The organism is Herbaspirillum autotrophicum (genome assembly GCF_001189915.1).
Classification (GTDB): Bacteria; Pseudomonadota; Gammaproteobacteria; order Burkholderiales; family Burkholderiaceae_D; genus Herbaspirillum; species Herbaspirillum autotrophicum.
Genome location: NZ_LFLS01000002.1, coordinates 183,133 through 205,991, shown reverse-complemented (window position 1 = coordinate 205,991; position 22,859 = coordinate 183,133). Strand labels below are relative to the sequence as shown.

The 22,859-nt window shown below is 60.7% G+C and carries 19 protein-coding genes; 5 read left to right on the top strand and 14 right to left on the bottom strand.

Annotated elements, in window-relative coordinates; all coding sequences use genetic code 11:
* From AKL27_RS02255 to AKL27_RS02245, 3 genes are all read right to left on the bottom strand, one after another.
* Nucleotides 1–738, bottom strand: a complete 738-nt coding sequence (locus AKL27_RS02255) for an amino acid ABC transporter permease (protein ID WP_050461013.1) — start codon at nucleotides 736–738, stop codon at nucleotides 1–3.
* Nucleotides 739–810: 72 nt separating this feature from the next.
* Nucleotides 811–1,683 (bottom strand): glutamate/aspartate ABC transporter substrate-binding protein, encoded by an 873-nt coding sequence (locus AKL27_RS02250; RefSeq protein WP_050461154.1) that lies wholly within the window; start codon nucleotides 1,681–1,683, stop codon nucleotides 811–813.
* An 82-nt stretch (nucleotides 1,684–1,765) separates the two neighbouring features.
* The gene (locus AKL27_RS02245; RefSeq protein ID WP_050461152.1) at nucleotides 1,766–3,064 is read right to left on the bottom strand and encodes a hypothetical protein; all 1,299 of its coding nucleotides are present in this window, start codon (nucleotides 3,062–3,064) and stop codon (nucleotides 1,766–1,768) included.
* Between the two features lie 179 nt (nucleotides 3,065–3,243).
* Between AKL27_RS02245 and AKL27_RS02240 the strand changes: the two genes are divergently transcribed.
* Complete coding sequence (locus AKL27_RS02240) at nucleotides 3,244–4,143, top strand: LysR substrate-binding domain-containing protein (RefSeq protein WP_050461012.1); 900 nt, start codon at nucleotides 3,244–3,246, stop codon at nucleotides 4,141–4,143.
* 38 nt (nucleotides 4,144–4,181) lie between these two features.
* Here AKL27_RS02240 and AKL27_RS02235 read toward each other — a convergent pair whose 3' ends face one another.
* Nucleotides 4,182–5,690: an FAD-dependent oxidoreductase gene (locus AKL27_RS02235; RefSeq protein ID WP_050461010.1), complete on the bottom strand. Its 1,509-nt coding sequence runs from the start codon at nucleotides 5,688–5,690 to the stop codon at nucleotides 4,182–4,184.
* Nucleotides 5,691–5,736: 46 nt separating this feature from the next.
* Here AKL27_RS02235 and AKL27_RS02230 point away from each other — a divergent pair, with 46 nt between their 5' ends.
* Complete coding sequence (locus AKL27_RS02230) at nucleotides 5,737–6,255, top strand: MarR family winged helix-turn-helix transcriptional regulator (protein WP_050461008.1); 519 nt, start codon at nucleotides 5,737–5,739, stop codon at nucleotides 6,253–6,255.
* Between the two features lie 26 nt (nucleotides 6,256–6,281).
* On the opposite strand, the gene AKL27_RS02225 is transcribed toward AKL27_RS02230, so the two are convergent.
* On the bottom strand, nucleotides 6,282–6,788 hold the full coding sequence (locus AKL27_RS02225; RefSeq protein WP_050461005.1) for a hypothetical protein: 507 nt from the start codon (nucleotides 6,786–6,788) through the stop codon (nucleotides 6,282–6,284).
* A 32-nt stretch (nucleotides 6,789–6,820) separates the two neighbouring features.
* The gene (locus AKL27_RS02220) at nucleotides 6,821–7,741 is read right to left on the bottom strand and encodes a LysR family transcriptional regulator (protein ID WP_050461004.1); all 921 of its coding nucleotides are present in this window, start codon (nucleotides 7,739–7,741) and stop codon (nucleotides 6,821–6,823) included.
* A gap of 115 nt (nucleotides 7,742–7,856) precedes the next feature.
* Here AKL27_RS02220 and AKL27_RS02215 point away from each other — a divergent pair, with 115 nt between their 5' ends.
* Entirely contained in the window at nucleotides 7,857–8,666 is an 810-nt protein-coding gene (locus AKL27_RS02215) for a TauD/TfdA dioxygenase family protein (RefSeq protein ID WP_050461003.1), read from the top strand.
* A 35-nt stretch (nucleotides 8,667–8,701) separates the two neighbouring features.
* Nucleotides 8,702–9,919 carry an MFS transporter gene (locus tag AKL27_RS02210; protein ID WP_050461001.1) on the top strand — a complete coding sequence of 406 codons (1,218 nt, stop codon included), beginning with the start codon at nucleotides 8,702–8,704 and terminating at the stop codon, nucleotides 9,917–9,919.
* Nucleotides 9,920–10,018: 99 nt separating this feature from the next.
* Here the strand turns inward: AKL27_RS02210 and AKL27_RS02205 are convergent, their stop codons facing one another.
* The 8 genes from AKL27_RS02205 to AKL27_RS02170 all read right to left on the bottom strand — a co-directional run bounded on the left by AKL27_RS02205 (nucleotide 10,019) and on the right by AKL27_RS02170 (nucleotide 20,976).
* Nucleotides 10,019–11,008, bottom strand: coding sequence for a sulfonate ABC transporter substrate-binding protein (locus AKL27_RS02205; protein ID WP_050461000.1), 990 nt, complete (start codon nucleotides 11,006–11,008; stop codon nucleotides 10,019–10,021).
* A gap of 54 nt (nucleotides 11,009–11,062) precedes the next feature.
* Nucleotides 11,063–11,845: a Crp/Fnr family transcriptional regulator gene (locus AKL27_RS02200; RefSeq protein WP_050460998.1), complete on the bottom strand. Its 783-nt coding sequence runs from the start codon at nucleotides 11,843–11,845 to the stop codon at nucleotides 11,063–11,065.
* A 91-nt stretch (nucleotides 11,846–11,936) separates the two neighbouring features.
* On the bottom strand, nucleotides 11,937–12,824 hold the full coding sequence (locus AKL27_RS02195) for an alpha/beta fold hydrolase (RefSeq protein WP_083438813.1): 888 nt from the start codon (nucleotides 12,822–12,824) through the stop codon (nucleotides 11,937–11,939).
* Nucleotides 12,825–12,876: 52 nt separating this feature from the next.
* The gene (gene ssuD / locus AKL27_RS02190) at nucleotides 12,877–13,941 is read right to left on the bottom strand and encodes an FMNH2-dependent alkanesulfonate monooxygenase (RefSeq protein WP_083438812.1); all 1,065 of its coding nucleotides are present in this window, start codon (nucleotides 13,939–13,941) and stop codon (nucleotides 12,877–12,879) included.
* Between the two features lie 13 nt (nucleotides 13,942–13,954).
* Complete coding sequence (locus AKL27_RS02185) at nucleotides 13,955–16,399, bottom strand: TonB-dependent receptor (RefSeq protein WP_083438811.1); 2,445 nt, start codon at nucleotides 16,397–16,399, stop codon at nucleotides 13,955–13,957.
* Between the two features lie 231 nt (nucleotides 16,400–16,630).
* Nucleotides 16,631–16,816 carry a hypothetical protein gene (locus AKL27_RS02180; RefSeq protein ID WP_157056755.1) on the bottom strand — a complete coding sequence of 62 codons (186 nt, stop codon included), beginning with the start codon at nucleotides 16,814–16,816 and terminating at the stop codon, nucleotides 16,631–16,633.
* Nucleotides 16,813–17,097, bottom strand: a complete 285-nt coding sequence (locus AKL27_RS02175) for a hypothetical protein (protein WP_050460994.1) — start codon at nucleotides 17,095–17,097, stop codon at nucleotides 16,813–16,815. The genes AKL27_RS02180 and AKL27_RS02175 overlap by 4 nt, the downstream gene beginning before the upstream one ends.
* 210 nt (nucleotides 17,098–17,307) lie before the next feature.
* Nucleotides 17,308–20,976: an AAA family ATPase gene (locus tag AKL27_RS02170; RefSeq protein ID WP_050460993.1), complete on the bottom strand. Its 3,669-nt coding sequence runs from the start codon at nucleotides 20,974–20,976 to the stop codon at nucleotides 17,308–17,310.
* 199 nt (nucleotides 20,977–21,175) lie between these two features.
* On the opposite strand from AKL27_RS02170, the gene AKL27_RS02165 reads away from it, so the two are divergent.
* A complete protein-coding gene (locus tag AKL27_RS02165) occupies nucleotides 21,176–22,744 on the top strand; it encodes a phage tail sheath family protein (RefSeq protein WP_232310871.1) in 1,569 nt (522 codons plus the stop codon).
* The last annotated feature ends 115 nt before the right edge of the window (nucleotides 22,745–22,859 follow it).

Genomic DNA, 22,859 nt, shown 5'->3' with positions numbered 1-22,859 from the left:
TTACGACTCCATCAGGCCGGGCAGGCTGGTGCGATGGCGGATCCATCCCATCAGGCGAATGATCAGGAAATTCAGCGCGACATACGCCAGCGTGACGCAGATGAATGACTCATACGGTTGCGCGGTGTAGTCCACCAATTGCCGCGCCTGACCTGACAATTCCAGCAAGCCGATGGTGGAGGCCACCGCCGAGTTTTTGGAAATGATCAGAAACTCTGACGTCAGCGGCGCCAGAATGGTGCGATAGGTCACCGGCAATAAAATGTAGCGATAGGTCTGACCCAGCGTGAACCCCAGCGCCATACCGGCATTGCGCTGGCCGCGCGGCAGCGCATTGATGCCGGCGCGGACCTGTTCGCAAATGCGCGAACCGGTATAGATGCCAAGGCTGAAAATGGATACCACGAAAAATTGCGTATACGGTTCCAGGCCCTTGATCCAGTCGCCGATACTGGCTGGCAGCAGTTCCGGAATCACGAAATACCAGATGAAAAACTGCACGATCAGTGGAATGTTCCGGAAAATCGAGACATAGGCGGTGCCGATGGCGCGCCACCATTTGCCGGGCAGGGTGCGCATGATGCCAAACAGCGAACCAACCACCATGGCCAGTATCCAGGCCGCAAACGTCAGTACTGCGGTGTTGATGAAGCCATGCGCCAGCCACCCCAGATAGGTGGTTGGCTCGCCGGTGGCGACCGGTTGCAGCAGGATGCCCCAATTCCATTGGTAACTCATCCGGGTCTCCCTTCTTGATCGGTGCCGGCCGCGGGCATGCGGTCCGCTGCCGGCCTGGCGCTGGCGCCAGTGTTAAGGCGCTGGTTTGTCATTGGGATTGGCGAACAGCTTTTTCATGCCGTCCGAGAGCGGGAAATTCAGATTCAGGTTATGCGGCGGAATCGGTGCCATGAACCATTTCTGATAAATCTTCGCGGCTTCACCGGAAGTCTGGGCCGTGGCGATAGCGTTGTTCAGTACCGCTTTCAACTGCGGATCGTTCTTGCGCACCATACAGCCGTAGGCTTCATACGATTGCGGCGTGCCGGTGATGACATAGTCCAGCGGATTCTTGGTTTTGGCACGTTCGCCGGCCAGCAAGGCATCATCCATCATCATTGCCTTGGCGCGTCCGGTCGACAGCATCAGGAACGATTCGCTGTGGTCCTTGGCACTGATGACATTCATGCCAGCCTGCTTTTCCACGTTCATGTTGCGCAAGATCTTTTCCGACGTCGTGCCGGCACCGACCACCACGGTTTTGCCCTTGAGGTCGGCAAAGTCGTTGATGCCGCTGTCTTTTTTGGTCAGCAGACGGGTGCTGACCTGAAAGATGCTGTTGGTGAAGTCGATCTGCTGGGCGCGCGTTTCGTTATTGGTAGTGGTGGTGCACTCAAAATCGAAGGTGCCGTTTTGCAGCAGGGAAATGCGGTTTTGCGAGGTGATCGGGATGCGGCGCACTTGCAGGTTGGGCAGGTTCAGCTTCTTCTTGATCTGCTCCACCGCCAGATTGGCGAAATCCATCGAATATCCGATCGGCTTCTGGGTGCTGTCGTAGTAAGAAAACGGAATCGATGATTCGCGGTAACCGATCACGATCACGCCTTCATCATGGATTTTCTTGAGGGTACCGGTGAGCGCCGGATCGGCGGCCAGCACGGTGCCGGCACAGCCCATCAGTGCCATGGCGGCGATGCTGCGGGTAAAGGTCCAGGTAGCGAATTTCATTGTTGCATTCCTCATCATGGTGACAGGTTGGGTTGTCGGTTCAGATACCGGGGATGGCGGACAGATCGATGATGTACATCTGACGCTCCGATGCGTGCACGGAGTCGATGCACACCTGACGACCGTCACGGCTCCAGCGCGGGTGAAGATCGCAGCGGTTTTCTTTTTTGATGTTCGGGTCGGTATAAAATTCGCCGAGATCGTAACGCGTTTGTTGCTCCATGTCGTACAGAAACAGGATGCGCTTGTTACTGATGGCGTCCGGGTAAGTATCGCTGAGCAGCCAGCGCTGGTTGACCGGCGAGAAACTCATATGGCCGTTTTCCGTCAGGACCTCGGCACCGATCACTTGTACCGGGCCGTTATCGCGATCGGTATACAAGTGGTAGTGAATCTGGCCGGCATGCGGTCCCCACACGATGACGCGCTCATTGTCGCACCACAGCGGATGGGAAATCTGATACTCGGATTTTTCGTAATCGTAGGTGCCGACCGCATCCGGATCAAAATCGGCCGCCAGTTGCGGCAGCGGATGATCGGAACATTCCAGCAAACGCATATCCGAACCGTCCGGATTGACCGTAATCAGGCGATGCAGGAAACAGGTTTCGTCCTTGACCCGTTCGGTCCAGCGATGCAGCAGCAGGAAGCGATTGGAGGCCGGATTGATTTCCAGGTGGCTGACCCAGTGAATCGCCCGGTCCATCGACGGCAGCGGATGGAAGCTGCGCAAATCGTGGTAACTCACAATCAGCTGCGACTGGCCCGTGACCAGATCCATGCGATGAATGCCGTCGGTCGCCGGCGCCAGCGGCATCTCTGCCGGAGGTTGCCGCTCGGCATAGCCGATGGTTTCGTGGGTGATGTACAGGCGGCTGTAATCAATGCACAAGGCATAGCTGCTATCGGGCGCCACCACGTACACCGGCATCGGCAGGCGGCGCTTTTCGCCGCTGTCGAGATCATGAATGGTCGAGCCGAAGCCGGGATAGATGCCGCTGCGGTCATCGGTCTTGCTGTTGTAAATGACTTGCGGGCGCGCCACGCCATCGAGCCATTGCAACTGGCAACCCATTTGCCAGTTCCAGGCGCCGGTCTGACCGATCACTTGGTACTGGTCATTTTGCTGTGCATCAAAGTAGCCGACTTCGGCGGTCATGTCCCATGTCGGGTTGATATCCATGACCGGCATGCGGTTGGCCAGCACATAGCGGCCGCTGCGATCCCATACCGTTTTGTTGTAATAGCCGAAGAAATGATGTCCGGCATCGTTGCCGATGCGCCGGATCGGCGCCGGGGTCTTGAGAATCTGTGCGTGCTGGCTGGGTGTGGAGGACATGATCAAAAGGGGCAAAGTGAATAGTCGAAGTGACATCGAGGTGCCGGCAAGCCGGGTTCGATTCGTCGGACGCATGGTATCTGCCACAATCAATGCAAGCTAATTCTATTTTTTACGAATACTATGCAATTTTGATATAGTCTCGGCCACGCCTGACAGACCGACATGAGGAGACCGCCGTGGCCAGAGAGTTGAATTTCCAGCAAATAGAAGCATTCAAGGCCGTCATGCAGCAGGGCACAACGACCCGCGCGGCGCTGATGCTGAACACCACGCAACCATCGGTCAGCAGGCGGATTGCCGAACTGCAACGGGCGACCGAAATAAAATTATTTGATTTGCAACACGGACGCTTGCGACCGACCAGCGAAGGCAAGCTGCTCTACAAAACCATCAAGCAGCATTTCGAGGGGTTGGAAAAGATCGAGTCCGTGGTCGCGATCATGCGTCGCTCCGGTACCCGCGTGTTGCGCATCGGGTGCACGCCGACGCTGGGGGTTGGCTTATTGCCGGTGGCGATCAATCAGTTTCTGAAGCAATTTCCCAATACGTATATCAATTTGCAAACGCTGGGCACCTCACAACTGGCGGATTTTTTACATCAGGACCTGCTCGACCTGGCGCTGACCACCGGCACCCTCAATGAAAATGATTTCCAGCCGACCGTCATCAGCACCGGCGCCGCCGTCTGCGTGCTGCCGCTGACCCATGCCTTGAAAGATGCACCGCAGATTGATTTCGGCATGTTGCGCGGCGAGCACATCATTTCGCTCAGCGAAAGTGACGAACTGACGGTGCAAGTAAAGGCGCAACTGCTCAGCCATGACGTGCCGGATGAGTTCGCAGTGGAAACCACCTCATCGATCACCGTCTGCGCACTGGTATCGGCCGGCGTCGGTATTGGCATCGTCAATCCGTATGTTGCCAGTACCTATGCCTCGCAGTTGCTGATCAAACGGTTATGCCCCAGTATCGAAATTCCGGTGCAGATGGCAATGCCGACGCACACCGCGCCGTCGTTGCTGACCCGCCATTTCATTGAAATACTGACGGCCAACATGGCGACGGCACCCGGCTGAAATTCGGATGGCGTTGAGACGGCTGCTGAGCGCAGCCGTTAGCGCTGCGGCACTGCCGGCAGTCCGGCGTGCGCCAGATAATGCTCCAGCGCATCCACCTTGTCAGCCGCCACCATGGCGCCGATATAGCCGTCGGGCCGGACCAGTATCCAGTCGCCAATGGCAGGCGCATAGGCGTCACGAAAATCGTCGTGCTCGTCAATCATGTCGCCGTGCGGTCCGATGATATGGATGCGCAAACCGGGACGCGGCACTACCGATCCACGCTCAATCTGATAACCGAGCAAGGTCCAGTGTGGTCCGCGCAACAGGTCGAATAAACGTGTCGCTTGTCCGCCGGCACCGCGCAGCGGGGCATCGGGCGCGCGCTCGCCGGCCTGCACGCCGCCGGTCCGTGGCGGCTGTTCCAGCGCGAGCGAGGAGCCGGGATAGCCGATATCGAGTTGATGCACTTCACGGCCACGGCGCATTTCACCGCATTTCTGCGCATCCAGCAAGCGGGTTGCCAGACCCAGCATGTCGGCTGCGACTGGCCGTCGTTCTTCTTCGTAACTGTCGAGCAAGGCCGCCGGCGCGCCATGGACCACTGCCGCCAGTTTCCAGCCCAGATTGCTGGCATCCTGCACGCTGGTATTGAGACCCTGGCCGCCGGTGGGCGGATGAATATGGGCGGCGTCGCCGATCAGCAATACCCGCTCAACCCGGTAACGGTCAGCCAGCCGCGCGTTCATGCTGTAGGCGGAGGCCCAGGTCACCGCCTGAATCGCGATATCGTCACGACCGCTGCGCGCGGCCACCATGGCGGTCAGTCCCGCGACCGAGAGGTCGATATCGCCGGTGGCAGGAATCGGGCCCTGGATCTGGAACAGGTCGGTGCCGGCCAGCGGACAGATGGCGAGCTGCCGCGCCATATCGCCATCGCCGAAGCGGTGCCAGGCATCCCGGCTCAGGCCCGTCAGCATGACGTCGGCGACGACCGCGCGCACGCCCAATGTGTTGCCGGGAAAACCGATATCGAGTGCATGGCGCACAAAACTGCGACCGCCATCGGCGCCCACCAGCCAGCGTGCGCGCACGGTTTCCGCGCCGGCCGGCCCGGTCAGGCTGGCCGTTACGCCATCCTGATCTTGTTCGACACCGATCAGTTCACAAGCAAATTCAGGAGTGTGACCAAACTCGCTCAGGCGCTCGCGCAGGATGCCCTCGGTCAGGAATTGCGGCAACATCAGCGGTCGTTGATACGGTTCAGCCGCAGTCGGGGCCTGATGTTCTACCACTTCCGTATCGGTATGGCTGCCATCTTCGTGGTAGCGCCGTTCAGGCGGGTAAGTGCCGCCGGCAGCGACGATGCGGTCAAGGATGCCAAGATTTTCGAAGATTTCCTGGGTGCGCGGCTGAATACCTTTGCCGCGCGAGCCGGGGAAAGGATGCGCCATTTTTTCAATCAGGCGCAGGGAAATGCCGCGCCGTGCCAGTTCGAGCGCCAGCGTCAGGCCAGCGGCGCCGGCGCCGCAAATCAGTACGTCCACCACGGTTTGATCTTTCATTTTGACCTCGATATGTGTAATATGCACATATTAATCGGGAGCAAAAATGGCGTCAATAAAAAAAGTGCAAAATACACATATCAACGCGCAACTGCGTGAATTGCATGGGGCGCTGATTGAAATTGTCGGTGTCATGAATCGCCCTCAACGGGACGAAGCGCTGGTGCGGGCCGCCGGCATATCGCTGGACCGCGCGCTGTTTCCGTTGCTGGTGCTGGTGGAACGGCTCGGTCCCATTGGCGTGGTTGAATTGGCGGACCGGGTCGGGCGCGACTACACCACGGTCAGCCGGCAAGTCGCCAAACTGGACAGTCTGGGATTGATCGACCGTCAGGAAAGCGCTGCGGATCGCCGCGTCCGTGTGGCCGTCGTTACCGAGAACGGCAAAGCGATGACCGACCGGCTCGACCGGGCGCGCGAAAAAATGGGGCAGGCCGTTTTCGCGACCTGGGAACCGCAGGATATCGCGGATCTGGTGCGGCTCATGGGCAAATTCGCGGCCGACATCAAGGACGATGTCGTCGTCGCCCCCGTGGATTCCGACGGACCGTTGCCGCCGGGCTGAATGCCGCGCCGGACACGGTTGCGGTGCTATGAACCGATGCCATCCAACATCTTGAAACGTGCCGGCATGGTGTGGTCGAGGTCCAGGATCCGGCCCAGAATGTCGGCCGTGGAACTGCCTTTGGCGCGTCCGGCGTCGACGATCTCCTGCCGCGCTTGCAGGCGCGACTGGTTGATATTGTTGTAATACGCTTCCGACTCCGGCGTGACAATCTCGCCGGTGTGCGAGTAGCGCACGGTGGGCCAGCCGGAAATATCAATCAACGGGCCGCTGAGACCGAGATAGCCATTCAGAATGGTGTCGCCATCCTTGTCACTGGCGTTGGCGGCATTGACCACCGAGTTGCGGAAGTCACTTTGAACCACGGAGTCCGCCGCAGACTTCTGGCTATTCCCGATTGCCGGCAGTGGGCCGTTTTTCGCCTGCGCATCGGCCATCAGGCTGGCAAATGCAGTGCGTTTTTCCGCGCCGGCAAGAGCACGAACATTGTTTTGGTTGGCAACGGACAGCGCCGCTATGTTCTCTGTTTTCATCACTCCCATTTCCCCTTGAAAAGATCGTCTGCTCAGTGATTCTTGCGGTCGAGCGCGCTTTCCAGCATCTCGATGAATGCCAGGATTTTGGCCGAACCACGGCGGTTGGCCTGATAGATCGCCAGCAAGCCGACGTCCATCGGCCCCGGATTGGCGCGGTAACCGGCCAGCACCGGCACCAGCGTGCCTGCTTCCAGCGCGTCATCAATCAGCCACGAGGCCAGCATGACGAGGCCCATGCCACCGATGGCGGCCTGTTTCAGCACGTCGGCGTTGTTGACGCTGAGCGTGCCGTTGACCGGGACTTCTTCGATCTCGCCACCGGCGCGTGGCTGCAGGCGCCATGGCGGGCGCGTGGCATCGTAGGCGAATTGCAGGCAGTTGTGCATGGTCAGATCGGACGGCGTCAGTGGCGTACCACGCGCGGCCAGATAGGCCGGGCTGGCGCAGATGATGCGGTCATGCGCCGCCAGCCGGCGTACGATCAGATTGGGATTCTGTTCCATGGAACCGATGCGGATCGCGAGATCGATTGCCGCGTCAACCAGATTGCTGACGGCATCGCTGACATGGATATCGAGTTCGAGTTGCGGATGGCGCAGCGCCATATGCGGCAGCAGCGGTGCGATGTGACGGGTGCAAAAGGTGACCGGCGCCGCGATGCGCAGCACGCCGCGCAATTCGCCATCGGTCGCCAGTGCGCCGGCCTCGTCATCGGCTGATTCCAGTTGGGTAAGGATGTGCCGCGCTTGCTGATAATAGCGGCGGCCGCTTTCGGTCAACGTGACGCTGCGCGTCGAACGATTCAGCAATACCGAGCCGAGCCGTGCTTCCAGACTGTCAATCAGACGCGTCACCGACGATGTCGCCACCCCGAGCTGGCGCGCCGCGGCGGAAAAGCCGCCGCTGGCGGCAACGGCGCGAAATGCTGTGAGTTCGGAGAATCTGTCCATCGTTGATCATTGCGCGTGGCGCAACGCAGTTAAGCCGGTGGGCCATATTATCATTTGCGCGCGCCGCGACTACAGTGCAGTCATTCCACTTTTATCGAAGCTCAGGAGTACTGCAATGACCACTTTTCTGCACCTCAACCCACTCGATACCGGCTTTGGCGCCGAAATCACCGGTATCCGCCTCGATGCGCCATACCCGCAACTGGATGCGCAATTGCAGGCCGCCTTGCTGGAACACGGCTTGCTGGTGATTCGTGACCAGCAACTGACGCCGCAACAGCACGTCGCCGCTTCGGCCTTGTTCGGCGAACTCGAAACCTTTCCCCCGGCACCGGGCCAGATCAGCGGCTTGCCGCAAGTGTTCCGGCTTGCCAGCCGGGCCGGTGAGGGCTACCGTGACGTCGGTCGTTACTGGCATTCGGATGGTTCGTTCCGCGCCGATCCGACCCCGATCTCGATCTGGCATTCGGTCGCAGTGCCGGAGCAGGGCGGCGACACCTTGTTCACCGATCTGCGCGCCGCGTATCGCGTGCTATGGGAAGAGGAGCAAGCCATGGCACGCGAGGTGCAGACTTTCCACCGCAACGGCGTGCAGCATCCGCTGGTGATGCGTCATCCGCATACCGGCGAACCGGCCTTGTACATCAATATTGCGCTGACCGCCGTGATTGCCAACATGGATGCGCGGCAGGCCGGCGAGTTGATCCGGCATCTGGACGAACACCTGTCACGTCCCGGCGCGGTATATCGCCATCAATGGCGGACCGGTGACGTGGTGGTGGCGGATAACTTGCGGGTCGCGCATCAGGCTACCGTCACGCCGCAGTCGTTCCGGCGCGTGCTGGATCGCACCACCATCGCCGCGGGCACTGCCTGGCGCGCAGTGCCCGCTACCGCAAGCGACGCCGCGCTGACCGGCACCTGAACTGAACGCCAACAACAACTTTTGAAAGACATCAAATGGATCACGCACACCGCAACACTTCTGATATCGCACCGGGCATGGTGCTGCTGCTGGCGATTGCCGCCGGCGCCATCGTTGCCAATTTGTATTACGCACAAACGCTGGTCGGACCGATTGCCCAGGCTACCGGTTTATCGGCCGCCAGTGCCGGGCTGATCGTGACGCTGACGCAAATCGGTTACACGCTCGGTTTGCTCTTCATCGTGCCGCTCGGCGACTTGCTGGAAAACCGGCGACTGGTCGTCGGCGGCTTGCTGCTGACGGCCATCGCGTTGCTGGTGGCGGCCTTCAGCAGCAGCGCTGCGGTCTTTCTGGCAGCGGCGCTGGCGATTGGTCTGGGCTCGGTGGCGGCACAAATTCTGGTGCCGTTCGCGGCCCACTTGTCGCAGGAAGCGACCCGTGGCAAAACTGTCGGACAAGTCGTCAGCGGATTGTTGCTGGGCATCATGCTGGCGCGGCCGGCGGCCAGCATGATCGCTGACCATAGCAACTGGCATGTGGTGTTTGGCGGTGCTGCGGTGTTGATGGCAGGTCTGGCATCGCTGTTGCGGATCAAGTTGCCACAGCGTGTTCCGGCTTCATCGTTGTCATACACCCGGCTCATCGCGTCTTTGTGGCAGCTGTTTGCCACCACGCCGGTGCTGCGTCGTCGTGCTGCTTATCATGCCGGCATGTTCGGGTCATTCAGCCTGTTCTGGACGGTGACCCCGATCATGCTGGCCGGCCCGCAGTTCCACTTGTCGCAAACCGGCATCGCGATATTCGCGCTGGTCGGCATGGCGGGCGCCGTGGCGTCACCTGTCGCCGGCAAGCTGGCCGACAGCGGTCACACCTTGATGGCGACCGCAGCCGCATTGCTGTTGGGCGTCATCAGTTTTGCGCTGCCGCTGCTGGCGCCGCAATCGACCACGCTGGCGCTGGGTCTGCTGGTGGTCGCATCGATCATTCTCGATATGGGCGTGGCCGCCAATCTGGTGTTGGGGCAACGCGCCATTTTCAGTCTCGGCACGGAAGTGCGCAGCCGTCTGAACGGTCTGTATTTCGCCACTTTCTTTGCCGGCGGTGCCGCCGGCTCGGCACTCGGCGGCTGGGTGCACGCCCGCTACGGCTGGCATGCGGCGCTGCTGACCGGCATGGCATTCCCGGGACTGGCGTTGTTGTATTGGTTCAGCGAATACGCCGGTCGCTCACGTCAACCGGCCTGCGTTGCCTGACCGTTGCGAGAAACACGGGCGGCCACACCAACCGGTGCGGCCGCCCGCAAGCGGATCACTGATGCCTGACGCCCCACATTGCCGTGGTGGTTTATTGGTTTATACCGCCAGCCATGGCGGTGCCGCTTCGCGTACATCGATTTTTTTAGGAATCAGTTTCAGGTCGAGGAAGGTATCGGCAATGATTTGCTGTTCCGCCAAAATGGCCGGCGTGATGGGGCCGGTGCCGAATGCCGAGCGGCTCACCATGACATCGACGATCGGCTTGGGCAAGCCCATGAGCGCCGAAAATTCGGCCGCCAGATCGTTTTGATTGGCCTTGCCCCAGATATCGATCTGATTCACTTCGTCGATGGCGATCTTCAACACATCGGCATTGGTCCGTGCATATTCCTTTGAAGAAAAATAGTAAGCCCGGTTTTTGACCACGCCGCTGGCATCGGCCAGGATATGCGCCGACAAGGTCCTTTCGGCAGCCGCCAGGTAGGGTTCCCAGATGGCCCATGCATCGATCGCCCCTTTTTCAAACGCGGCACGCGCATCGGCCGGCGACAGCCAGACGGGAGTGACATCGGTATAGCGCAGGCCGGATTTTTCCAGCAGCTTGACCAGAAAATAATGCACATTGGAACCCTTGTTCAAGGCGATCTTTTTCCCTTTCAGATCGGCCACGCTCTTGATTGCGGAACCATTGGGCACCAGCACGCCTTCGCTGGCCGGACGCGGCACGGTGGCGGCGACATAGACCAGCGACGAACCAGCGGCTTGTGAAAAGATCGGCGGCGCTTCACCGACATCGCCAAAGTCGATGGAGCCGACATTGAGCGCTTCCAGCTGCACCGGTCCGGCACTGAATTCTATCCACTTGACCGTCACGCCCAGTGGCGCCAGACGCTTTTCCAGCGTACCGCGCGCCTTGAGCAGACTCAGGCTGCCTTTCTGGTGGCCGATGCGCAATTCGCGCTGCGCCGCGAACGTGGTCAGCGGTGCCAATGCAGTGGCGGCGACGGCGCCCAGAGCGGTACGCAGAAAACGGCGGCGGCCAGTGCTGCTGGTGAAACGGGAATGCCAGGATTTGTTACGGTTCATGGAGCGGGTCCTCGTTACTGTGGAAATGATGAAAAGACAGGGCAGTGCGGTGCTTCAAACTTCACTCAGGCGTTTCAGCGCCTGCAAATCAAATACCGTGACCTTGCTGTATTCAATGGCGACGATGTTTTTTTCGACCAGCCAGCGCAGTTCGCGGTTGATGCTTTGGCGCGAGGTTGCCAGCAGCGACGCCAGGTTTTCCTGCGACAGCTTGATGTTGATATCGATACCTGCCGCTGTGTTGCGTCCGTACTTGGCGGCCAGATAGAGCAGGCGTGCGGCCAGCTTGCTGCGAAAGGTCGCCAGCGCCAGATAACTGGCATAGTCCTGCAGTTGCCGGTTGCGCTGGCACAGCATGGCGATGATGGCGGACATCAGTTGCGGCTGTGTCTGCAATTGTTGCAACAACACTGGTCGCGGAATGCAGGCCAATACGGTTTTGCCATGTGCCCGATAGTGATGCGTGATCAGACCGCCATCGAGTACCGGAATGAAATTGCTGATTTCTGTCGGTGAAATGTAATTCATGATCACGCGCTTGCCTTCGGTATTGCCAATCGATAATTCAAGCGAACCGGACAGCACCAGCAACAGATGATCACCACGGTCGCCCTCGGCATAGATGGTTGCGCCATCAAAGCAGGTCTTGACCAGCGCTGCCTGGCGCAAGGCGTCGCGGGCGGCATCCGGCCACTCCGGAAAATTCAGTTGCAAGGCTTGCGCGATAAGCAGCGGCCACGCTCTCTGATGCACCTGCGCGCCGCGCACAGTTTCTGCGGCATCGCTGTGCAATGCCTTGCTGTTCTGCTGTTCTGATAAGGCCACGATGGGCGCCATGCTTTACTCCCGACTGACTGGTCGAGCCAGTATAGGGATAGTCGCCGTATCAAAAAAATAAGCATAAGCTGATTGCATATGCGTTTTTCAACTATGCGAGGGCGGTGCCGAGAAACTCCCGCACCAGCGCCACCTGATCTTGATGCAGCAAACTGGGCGCATGGCCGACGCCGGCCACTTCGATCAGTGTGGTGCGCGGACCGCGCGTCAGCATGGCGGCGGCGACATCCTTGCTCAGCAACGCCGATTCTTGTCCGCGCAACAGCAAGATGCGCAGCGTTGCCGATGCCGCCAGCGCATCGTAAAGCCGCCATAAATCCTGTTCGCCCTGACTGGCACTTTGTTCGGTGCTGGCCAGCAACGGCACGGAGAGCGCCGGATCGTAGTGAAACTCCCAACTGCCGGTGGAATTCTGGCGCAACGCATTGCGCGCCAGCGTGTCCCATTGTGTGTCGCTGTGCGGACCGAGACCGCCGGAGATCTTTCTGACATAGGCCGCACCTTCTGCGAACGATGCGAACTTCAGCGCTTGTGCAAGATGCTGGCCCAGTGCGCGCATGCCGACAGCATGCAACTGCGGACTGACATCGTTGAGAATCAGACGCTCCACGGTAATCTCCGGCAGCGCGGCCAACGCCATGCCGACGATACCGCCGAGCGAGGTGCCGAGGATGGCGACCCGCGATAACTGCAAGTGGTTCAGCAAGCCGCGCAGATCATCGACATATTGACTGACCTGGTAATGACGCGGATCGGCCAGCCGATCTGAGCGCCCGCGGCCGGCCAGATCGGGGCAGATGATGCGCCAGCGCGGACGCAATTGCTGCGCCAGAAAATCGAAATCATCGGCGCACCGTACCAATCCATGCAGGCACAACAACACGCGCGGATTGGCAGCATCGCCCCAATCCTTGCAGAACAGCTGATGCGGGCCAGCCGGCGACGACGCCGGGAAAGAACGTAGTTGAAATGGTTTCATTGACAATAGTGAAATGCAGCGCCGGTCCGGTGACGACAGGCGGCGTGAAGAATCAGGGTTGCAGCAGATGCGGGCGCAGCAACGGGAACACCAGTCTGGCGAAACGTTCGGCTTCTTCCAGATGCGGATAACCGGAAAAGATGAAGCTGTCGATGCCGAGGTCGGCATATTCATGGATGCGCGCGGCCACCGTGTGCGGATCGCCCACCAATGCCGTGCCGGCGCCGTTTCTGACCAGACCGATACCAGCCCACAGATTGGGCGAGACTTCCAGCCGGTCGCGCTTGCCTCCGTGCAATGCGGTCATCCGTTGTTGTCCGACCGAATCCAGCCGCGCAAACGCGCGCTGCATGGTGGCAATGGTGTCGTCCGACAGATGGGCAATCAGGGCATTGGCATCGGCCCAGGCTTGGTCGTTGGTATCCCGCACGATGGCGTGCAGACGGATGCCGAAACGCAGCGTACGTCCCTTGCGCGCCGCCTTTTCGCGGACCTGGCTGATCTTTTCGCGAACCGCGGCGGGCGGCTCGCCCCAGGTCAGATAGACATCGACGTGATCGGCGGCAATCTCCTGCGCCGCCAGCGAAGAGCCGCCAAAATATACCGGTGGATGCGGCTGCTGCAATGGCGGATAAATCAGCCTGGCGTTTTCCACATGCAAATGCTTGCCTTGATGGCTGACGCTGGCGCCGCTGAGCGTGTTTTTCCAGATATGCAAAAACTCATCGGTGACTTCATAACGCTGATCATGATCAAGAAAGACACCGTCGCCATGCGCCTCGTCGGGATCGGCGCCGGTGACGAAATTGATCAGCAGCCGCCCCTCGGAATAGCGATCCAGCGTGGCGGTCATGCGCGCCGCAAAAGTCGGTGAAATGACCCCGGGCCGGATCGCAATCAGATAGCGCAACTTCTCGGTGTGCGACACCAGCGTCGACGCCACTACCCAAGAGTCTTCACAAAATCGGCCGGTAGGAATCAAGACCCCGTAATAGCCGAGACGGTCGACGCTCCGGGCGATCTCCTTCATGTAGGAAAAACTGGCCGGACGGGCACCGCCGGCACCGGCCAGATCGTGCCCGTCGCCATGGGTCGGCAAAAACCAGAAAATGCTCATGTCTGCCGCCCGTTCAGAAGTTATAGCGCGCGGTGGCGCCGACGAGACGCGAGTCGCCCACCGCGGCGTTGTAATACAGTCCGCTGGCCTGGGTCCCGGCACCGGCTGAATATACCGACAGGTAATAGCGCTTGTCGAACAGGTTGCGGGCCCACAGCGACAGCTCCCACGACTTGTTGTCGCCCTGATAGATATGCCATCCGGTGGCGACATTGACCAGGCCGTATGCCGGGATTTCCGAATAGATCGAATTGTCTGGCGCGCCGCGTGTCGCCGAGCGCCAGGCATAACTGCCGGTCACATAATGGTCGACGTTGTCGCTCACCTGATGCCGGTATTGCGCCGACAGATTGGCGATCCAGCGCGGCACCCCGGCCACGCGTGCGCCGCTCAGGTTGCAACTGGCGGGCGCACCGGCGATGTTGGCGACTTCCGCCGGGCATGGCGCTTTGTCATAAGAAAGATAGGTGGCATCCGTGAACGCGGTATTGAATACCAGCGTCAAGCTTTTGAGCGGACGGGCTTGCAATTCCAGTTCGGCGCCGCGGCTGCGTACCTTGCCGACGTTGATCAGCGTCGGCAGACTGATACCGTTGAGCGCCGGCAGGAAGGTCGTGGCCTGATAATTGTTGATGCCGGTCCAGAACAGGTTGGCATTGACTTGCAGGCGCTTGTCGAACAGCGAGCTCTTCACTCCCAGTTCCGCCGCGTTGGCCCGTTCCGGCGCGATCAACAAGGAATTGCTGCCGAGCGTCGGGGCGTTGGAAACGCCGACGATGCTCAGGCCGCCGGATTTCTCGCCATGCGACAGCGAGGCATAGCCGAGCACATTTTCATCGATCTTGTAGGCCAGATTGAACAAGGCCGACGGACTGAAATTGCTGATCTTCAGGTCGCCCGAATCGTAAGGGCTGAGCCCGAACGCAGTCCAGAACGGCGCAGTGCCGGGATTGCTGTTCTGGGGTGTGTCGCGTCGCACCCAACCGCGTTTTTCTTCATAGGTGCCGCGCACGCCGGCGGTGACATCGAAGCGCTGGTTGACGTGCCAGGTTCCCTGTCCGAACAGCGCATAACTATCGCTGTCCACCTGGCCGGGAGAATTCGACCTGACGTTGTTCAACACCCCGAAATTGGTGCCGGTGATGCCGAGGTCAGCCTTGGGACCGTAGTTGAGGAAGGTCTGGTTGGACAGGCGCTGATTGAAATAGTAAGCGCCGGTCACATAATCGAATGCGCCGCCGGTGGGCGAGGCCAGCCGGATTTCTTGCGAGAACTGACTGTCGTTGACCTGGGTGCCGTAATTGGTGACGGTCGGCGTGAATACGCCATTATCCGGTTTGAAGTCCCAAAACCGCCAGGCCGTGATCGAGGTCAGCTTGAAGCCGCTGTCGAGCTTCCAGTTGGCTTCTGCCGAGGTGCCGCCCTGACGCACGCTGACATGCTGGTAAGCGTTGAAATTGACCTGATACAGACCGGGATCGGTGACCGGGCGGTTACCCAGTTGCTGGCTGATCGCCAGGTATTTATTTACGCCATTGATGGTCGGTCCGGCGCTGTACAGCACCGGCACGCCGTTGCTGGAATTTTCTTCGCTGTAGTCGCCGGTCAGGCGCAGGCTGAAACGCGCATCCGGCTTGTACAGCAACTGTCCGCGGATGCCGCGGCGCGTGCCGCCGTTGAGTTTATCGCCGGTGGCGAGATTGTCGACGTTGCCGTCCTGATGCGTTTGCGACACGCTCAGCCGGCCGGCCCAGGTATCGCTGATCGGACCGGACAAGGTGGCCTTGGTCTGATAGTAACCATTCGATCCGGCCGAGGCTTCGACGCTGTGCTCGCGCTCGAACGAGGGTTGCCGGGTATTGATGTTGAGCACGCCGGCGGTAGTGTTCTTGCCGAACAGGGTACCTTGCGGACCGCGCAGCAATTCGACCTGATCAATTTCCAGCAGATCGGTCACCGCCATGCTGGTGCGACCCAGATAGACATTGTCCAGATACACGCCGACGCTGCCGTCGATCCCATCGCTGTTGCCGGAGTTGGCGCCGATACCGCGCACGCTGATGCTGGCCTGGCGCGGTTGTGCCAGCGAGACGGTAGTGCCGGGCAGTAACTGTTGCAAATCCTGCAATTTGTAGACGCGCTGACTGTCCAGTGTCTCGCCATTGATGACGGTGATCGGCACCGGTACCTGTTGCGGATCTTCCTCGCGCCGGCGGGCGCTGACCGTGACCGTTTGCAAGGTGGTCGGCGCAATCCCGGCGGCATCCGGATTCCGGGCGGCGACGCTGGCCTCAGCGCCGGCATCGGCGGTATCGACGATATCGGCGGCCAGCGTGGATGCCGGACAGGCAGCGGCGATGGCTGCCAGTATCAGACTCAGACGCCAGACGGGCAGGGCGCCTGTGCGCAGTCTGGCCGGTCCGGTATGGATGGCGATCTTCAATTGGTGTTCCCCCATGCGAATTTGTTTAACCACCGGCACGAATGACAGCAGCGCATTTCTTGATATCAGCGACGCCGCAAGACAAATGCGGCAGAACTGAAGATGGAGGGAATTATCGGGGAGGATGGAATAAAAATCTGGAACGGCCGCGACATATCGACATAAGTAATCGGCATATCTTTATGCGGATAATTTCAGACAGGCCTGCGCTGGCGCCGAGACCGGCAGTGCAGCGCATTGGTGCTCTTAAACCGGGATCCGGTGACGCAGCGCGGCAAACACCATGACAGGTTGCAAGGCGAGGGTGACCAGTGCGCCATACACGCCCTTGAACATGGCATAGGCCTGACCGCCGAACGGCGGCGCGCCGAGCATCTGCATCACCAGCACCGCCACGCTGCCAAACAGCAAGCCGGCCAATCCGATCGTCAAGGCGCCGCCCCACAGCGACGACGGCATCCAGCGGTCCAGCCAGGGCCGCGCCAGTCCGGCCAGCGGAAAGGCACTGCCGCGGGTAGCAGTGGCCGCAAGATGAACCAGGTAATTGCCGGCAACAGAAAACCGGTGGCCAGCAGATCATTGGCGTAAGCACCCCGGTCCCACAAACCGATGACGCTGTCGCCCGCATGAATGGCCCAGGCAATCGCGCCGTTGATCAGGCCGGGCAACAATTGCTGCGTCAGGAAGAATTTGCCGCGCGTGCTGGCATCCATGTGAAGTGTCCTTGCCGATTCGATTTTCACATGGTAGTTGGGTGACCGCGCGCCGGCATCGTCCGTTTGCGGGATTGGCGGCAGGCATCGCCCGCCACTATTTTCAAGCTTGATCTGTACGGTACGGCACCGGTGCCGGAGCGATCGGGCAATGCCATCAGGTTCATGTCGGCGCATTGCTGATGGCACCGGCATGACCCCGGCCATGCCTCAGCCAGCCTGCTCACATGCGGGGTCTGCGGCGAGCAGCAACTGTGCTGCCTGCAACTCCGGCAAGTGCGGCGCCGCAGGCAGATGTGCCAACAGCGCCGCCAGACGGTTTCTGATATCAACATCCTGCGGACGCAGCCGGGCCAGCGCCAGCAGTGCGCGCAAGGCCAGTGCCTGGGCCCCTTGCCGCAGGGCGATGCGATAGGCCTTTTGCAGCAACTGCGCTGCTTGCTGCGGCTGTCCGGCGGTCAGCCGCGCGCGCAGGATCAGATACTCGGCGCGGCAGATCAGGCTGCCATGCGAGCGCATGCTGGCTTCACCCATGTCGAGTGCTGCCAGCGCTTCGTCGTGGTCGCCTTGTTCGCATAAGGACAACGCCAGATACAGCAGGAAAAACGGCCGGTAGAACACCAGATGGGTGGCGGCATCATCGATCACGCCGAGCATGGCTGCGGTGCCGCTGTGCTCACCGGACAGCACGCGCCGGCAGGCATCGAAGCCGTCGCCGATGGTCTTGAAGATGGCCAGCCCCATCTTGTCGACGACCACTTGAAATTCGGCGATCAGCGGCGCGATTTGCTGCGGCAGGCGCGCGCCCAGTCCGGCCATGATGACGAAGCCGAGCGCGAACACCCGGGTGCCGGGTTGTGGCGACTGGCGCGCCGCCTCCAGCACCTGACTCTGGCGCTCGGGATGCTGTTCCCAGTCGCCCCGCAGCCACGCCAGATAGATATCGCGCGCCGCCATCGCCAGCATCGGGTCGTGCGCCGGCTTGGCCGATTGCGGCGGCCAGCTCAGGCGCAATTGCTGCCCGCACAAGTCGCTGGCCTGGCGCACCGCACCGCTGAGCATCAAGGCATTGATGCGAATTTCCTGCAGCCGGATCAGCACGCCGCCATCCCCCAGTCGCACTTGCGGTTGTTGCAGCAGGCGTCGCAACAGTTGCAGCACGGCGCGCTGCCCGCGTTTGTTTTCGGCTTCCACCAGCATGCCGCGCATGGTATCGATATCGGTCGCGGCCTGGCCATGCAGTTCGGCCAGCAAGCTCTTGCGCTGGTAATGATGGGCCACTTCGCTGCTATACAAACCGTGCACCATGACGATGGCTTCATGACAGACGTCACGCCACTCACGTTCCCAGGCGTCGCGCTGCGTTTGCAGTGCGATCTGCGGCAGCAGCGCCAGCCCGGCTTGCAAATGGCGCAGCGCTTCGGGATAGGCGAAGTAGCGCATCGCCAGACTGGCAGCCTTGCGGCGCCACAACATGGCTGCCGGCCAATCCTCGGCTTCGGTGAACCAGTGCGCCGCGCGCTCCGGTTCATGCTCGAAACCGGCCGCGAATTGCGTCGTCAGTGTTTGCGCTACCGTGCGGGCCAGTTCGCGGAACTGACGCGCCGGCAACAGGGTGATCACGGCGTCCCGCAACAAGGCATGGGAAAATTTCAGGTTGCCGCCTTCTTGTTGCAGCAAATCGGTTTGCAGCAAGGCTTCCAGTTGCGTCGCATCGGTGCCTTGCGCCAGCGCCACCGCTTCCAGCCAACTGCGCTTGAAACCGATACCGATCACCGCCGCCAGACAAGCGGTCTTGCGTGCCGGGCCCAGTTCATCGAGGCGGATTTGCACCAATTCGCGGATGGTCGAGGGCAAGCCTTTGCCATTGTCATCGGCATGCCGCGCCAGTTCCGACAAGAACAAGGGATGACCGCCGCCGGCCTCCAGCAATTGCGCCGCAGCGGCGCTGTCGAGTTCGGGACTGAGGGCATGCAGCAGCATGTGACCGGCGTCTGCATCGAGCGGCATCAGCCCGATGCGGCTGGCGCCGGCGTCCCATATCGCGCTCTGCGCCCGGCTGCTGGCCAGCACCAGCAGCGCCGCCGCCGAAGCTTCACGACCTGGCTCGGCGAGACGGTTCAAAAATGCCAGCGTCGACGGATCGGCCCAATGCACATCTTCCATCACGATGATCAGCGGCTGCGCTTGCGCCAGTTCCGCGGTGGCCTTGCTCAAGCCGGCGATGACTTGTTCCAGCGCTTCCATCGTGACCGGTCTGACCTGTGGTGTGGTATTGCCCGGCAAGGCCGCATGCAGCCAGGTGGCCGCGCCAGACGGCAACGGTACATGACGTTGCAACGCGAGTCGCACCGGGTTGCCGTCGGCGGCCTTGGCGGCGGCTTCAAACATCTCCAGCACCGGTTGCAGCGGCGAGTCGATGGCGAACGGATCGCACTGCGCCTGCAATATCCGGGCCGCGCCGGTTTGATCCAGAAAGGCTCGCATCAAGTGGCTTTTGCCGATACCGGCGGCACCGCCAATCTGCACCAATACCGGCTTGCCGCGCTGGACATCCTGCCAGCGTTGACACAACTCTTGCAGCTCGGCCTCGCGTCCGGCCAGCGGATGGGCACTGAGCGCGACACGATTGCACCAGCCAGGCCACTGCATCAGATAGTGGCGTGGCGCCATGGCGTCGGCAGAAGCTAACGGCACCAGCCAGTTGGGTTGCCCGAGTGCGGCAAAGCAAGCGCTGCTGGCGAGCAGGCTGCCATTGTCGGCGACCGCGCTCAGCGTCAGCACGGTGCGCGTCAGGCTGCCGTTGACATCGGGGCGGCGGGCATGGCACATGGCATTGCCGGTATGCAGCGCCAGTAGCATCTCGCTGGCTTCCGGAATTTGCCGCTGCAGGTCCGCCGCCGCCAGCAAAGCGGTCCACAGCGATTGCGCCATGCTTGACGGATAGCCGAAATAAGCCAGCAAGCCGCCCTGTGGAATCGGCACCAGATGCGCACCGAAACCGGCCAGCACCGTGGCGCAGCGCTCATGCAAATGGTCCAGCGCTTCGGCCATGTCTTCATGGTCGGATACCAGTGCCGGCCAGCTCAGTGCCAATACGCTCAACAGACGGCTGTCCAGCTGATCCTTCGGTTGCGCGTGCGCCTCGGCGACGGTGCGGCTGATATGACGGTACAACAGCAGGGTTTCGTGCGCCGGCAAGGCAGCGTCGCCGACCAGCCGGCGCTCCCATTCGTGATACAGCGCCAGCGCTTGCTGTGGTTGGCCGCAGCGCGAGTACTGCAACATCGTCAGATGCAGCGCGGCGCGGTTGCCGGGATCGAAGTCCAGTGCGCGCCGGGCCGTGCGCAGCGCCAGTTCTTGCTGGTCGCGCTGGACGTAGGCCGCCGCCAGTGCCAGTGCCAGCGTCACCGCACGTTCGCGGCAGCGCTGACGCACCGTGGCGACCCAGGCGCTGAGTTCGGGGCTGTTGTCGTCGAGTGTCAGGTCTTGCAGAAAATCGCCGCGGTACAACGCCAATTGGATTTCCCGGTCTTGCAGGTCGGCGCCTTCAACCGGGCGCAAAAATCGCTGCATGTCAGTTTGACAATCATCGGCCAGTTGCAAGTAGTCGGTTTGCATTTGTACCTGGCCGGCGGCGTCGCCCAGCATGCTGCGCAAGCGGTGCAACAACTGGCGCAGATTGCGGCGTGCCGGGACATCCTGCACTTGCGGCCAGAACAGCGCGGCGATGCGTGCCTTGGAACTGGGACCTTCAACGGCCAGATAAGCCAGCAGGCAAAAAATGCGCGGGGCGGTCTGACCCTGTAGCGTACGCTGACCGATGTGCAAGGCGGGCGGAGCCAGCAGACTGAGCGCGATATCGGGAGACGAAGGCATGAGCAGCGACCAATCTGCAGCTAAAGGAAGAGGGGCCTCAGGCTAGCCGTTTGCAATCTGCATGGCAACATTTTTCTTGCGTAACGCTGCCATAACGCAAGATTTGTTATTTTCCGGCCCGGGATAAATCCTCTGCGGCCACAAGACGAGGGCGGGCAGCAGCGGGTCAACGCAGCGGACGGGGTGAATGGAAAGCGAAATGATGACGAAATACAAAATATTGGACGATGGCGTGACGGCAAAAAATGCCTGTTCGGAGTCTGTCGCCGAAGTGGCGACGGCAGTGCCGGCCTTTATCGGCTATACCGAGTGGTCGCATAACCAGAAAACCGGACTGTCTCAACAAGCCTGGCGCATCACGTCGATGTCGGAGTTCGTGGCCTGCTACGGCGGGCCGCCGCCAAGCAAGTTTTCAATCCATGCACTGGCGGCACCTGCGGCCGACGGCGCCGGAATTGCCGGCGATTTTTCGGTGCCCGACAGCGTCAGCGGGCACAGCGAGGCCTACGAACTGCGGCGCGAAGATACCCCTTACATCCTGTATTACAGCATGCTGCTGTATTTTCAGAACGGCGGCGGTGCGTGTTATATCGTATCGGCCGGTCATTACGGGGACCGGCTCGATGCCGGCAAACTGTGCGCCGGCATCGACAGCTTGCTGACGGAACCGGAACCCACCATGATGCTGGTTCCCGATGCCATGCATCTGTCGGCGCCGGATTGTGCCACCGTACAGCGTCATGCGTTGCAGCACTGCGGCTTGCAGAGGAATCGCATTGCCTTGCTCGACGTGCATCGCGGCCACCAGCATCGCCAGCATGCCGACGGTGACTGCGTCGCTGCCTTCCGCGCTGCGGTCGGTAGCGAGTTTCTGGATTTTGGCACCAGCTTTTATCCGTGGGTCAATACCTCGGTGGTTAAAGAGAAGGGCATTGATTTCACTGCCATCACCAACCTCGACGTGCTGGCCGGATTGTTGCAGCGCGAGTTGTCGCCGGTCATCAATACCGGCCATCCGACCGCTGCTGCCAAGATCATGATTGACCACGTCAAGGCATTGCTGGTCGCGCTCACCTCCGACTGGAGCAAATCCAAGGATCCGGTGACCGAGATGCTGATGCTCAATGAAACGCTGCTGACCATCACCAGCCTGTATCCGCAAATCATGCAGGCGATCCGGAAAAAGCTCAATTTGCTGCCGCCTGCCGCGTGCATGGCCGGTTTATACAATATGGCGGACAACATGTACGGCGTCTGGAAAGACTTGTCCAACATCGGCATGTATGGCGTGGTATCGCCGGCAGCGGCGATCTCCAATGATGAACAGGAAGATCTCGCCGGTGCGGCGCATGGGGCGTCGATCAATGCGATCCGTTCGTTCATCGGGCAAGGCGTACTGGTATGGGGCGCCCGCACGCTGGACGGCAACAGTCCGATCTGGCGTGACGTCAGCACCCGCCGCACCATGATCATGATCGAACAATCGGTGCGTCGCGCTTGCCGCCACATCACGCAAGAGCCGAATACTGCCAGCACCTGGGTATTCGTCAAAAGCATGGTGTGCAACTACCTGATCAGTGTCTGGCGGCGCGGCGGGCTGGCCGGCGTCAGTCCGGACGAAGCGTTCAGCGTGCGGGTCGGTCTCGGGGAAACCATGAGCGCCGAAGACGTGCTGCAAGGCGTGATGACGGTCGCGGTGCTGGTCGCACCGAGCCGGCCGGCGGAGTTTATCGACATCAGTTTTCAGCAGCAGATGCGGCAGAACTGAGCCAGTGATGAAGCACGCGTCAATCGCAGCGCGGGGACATTATGTGTACAAACCGAATTGCTTAATCTACTATCGGCGCACCACCGGTTCAACTTCGGATTCGGCAAGCACGCAA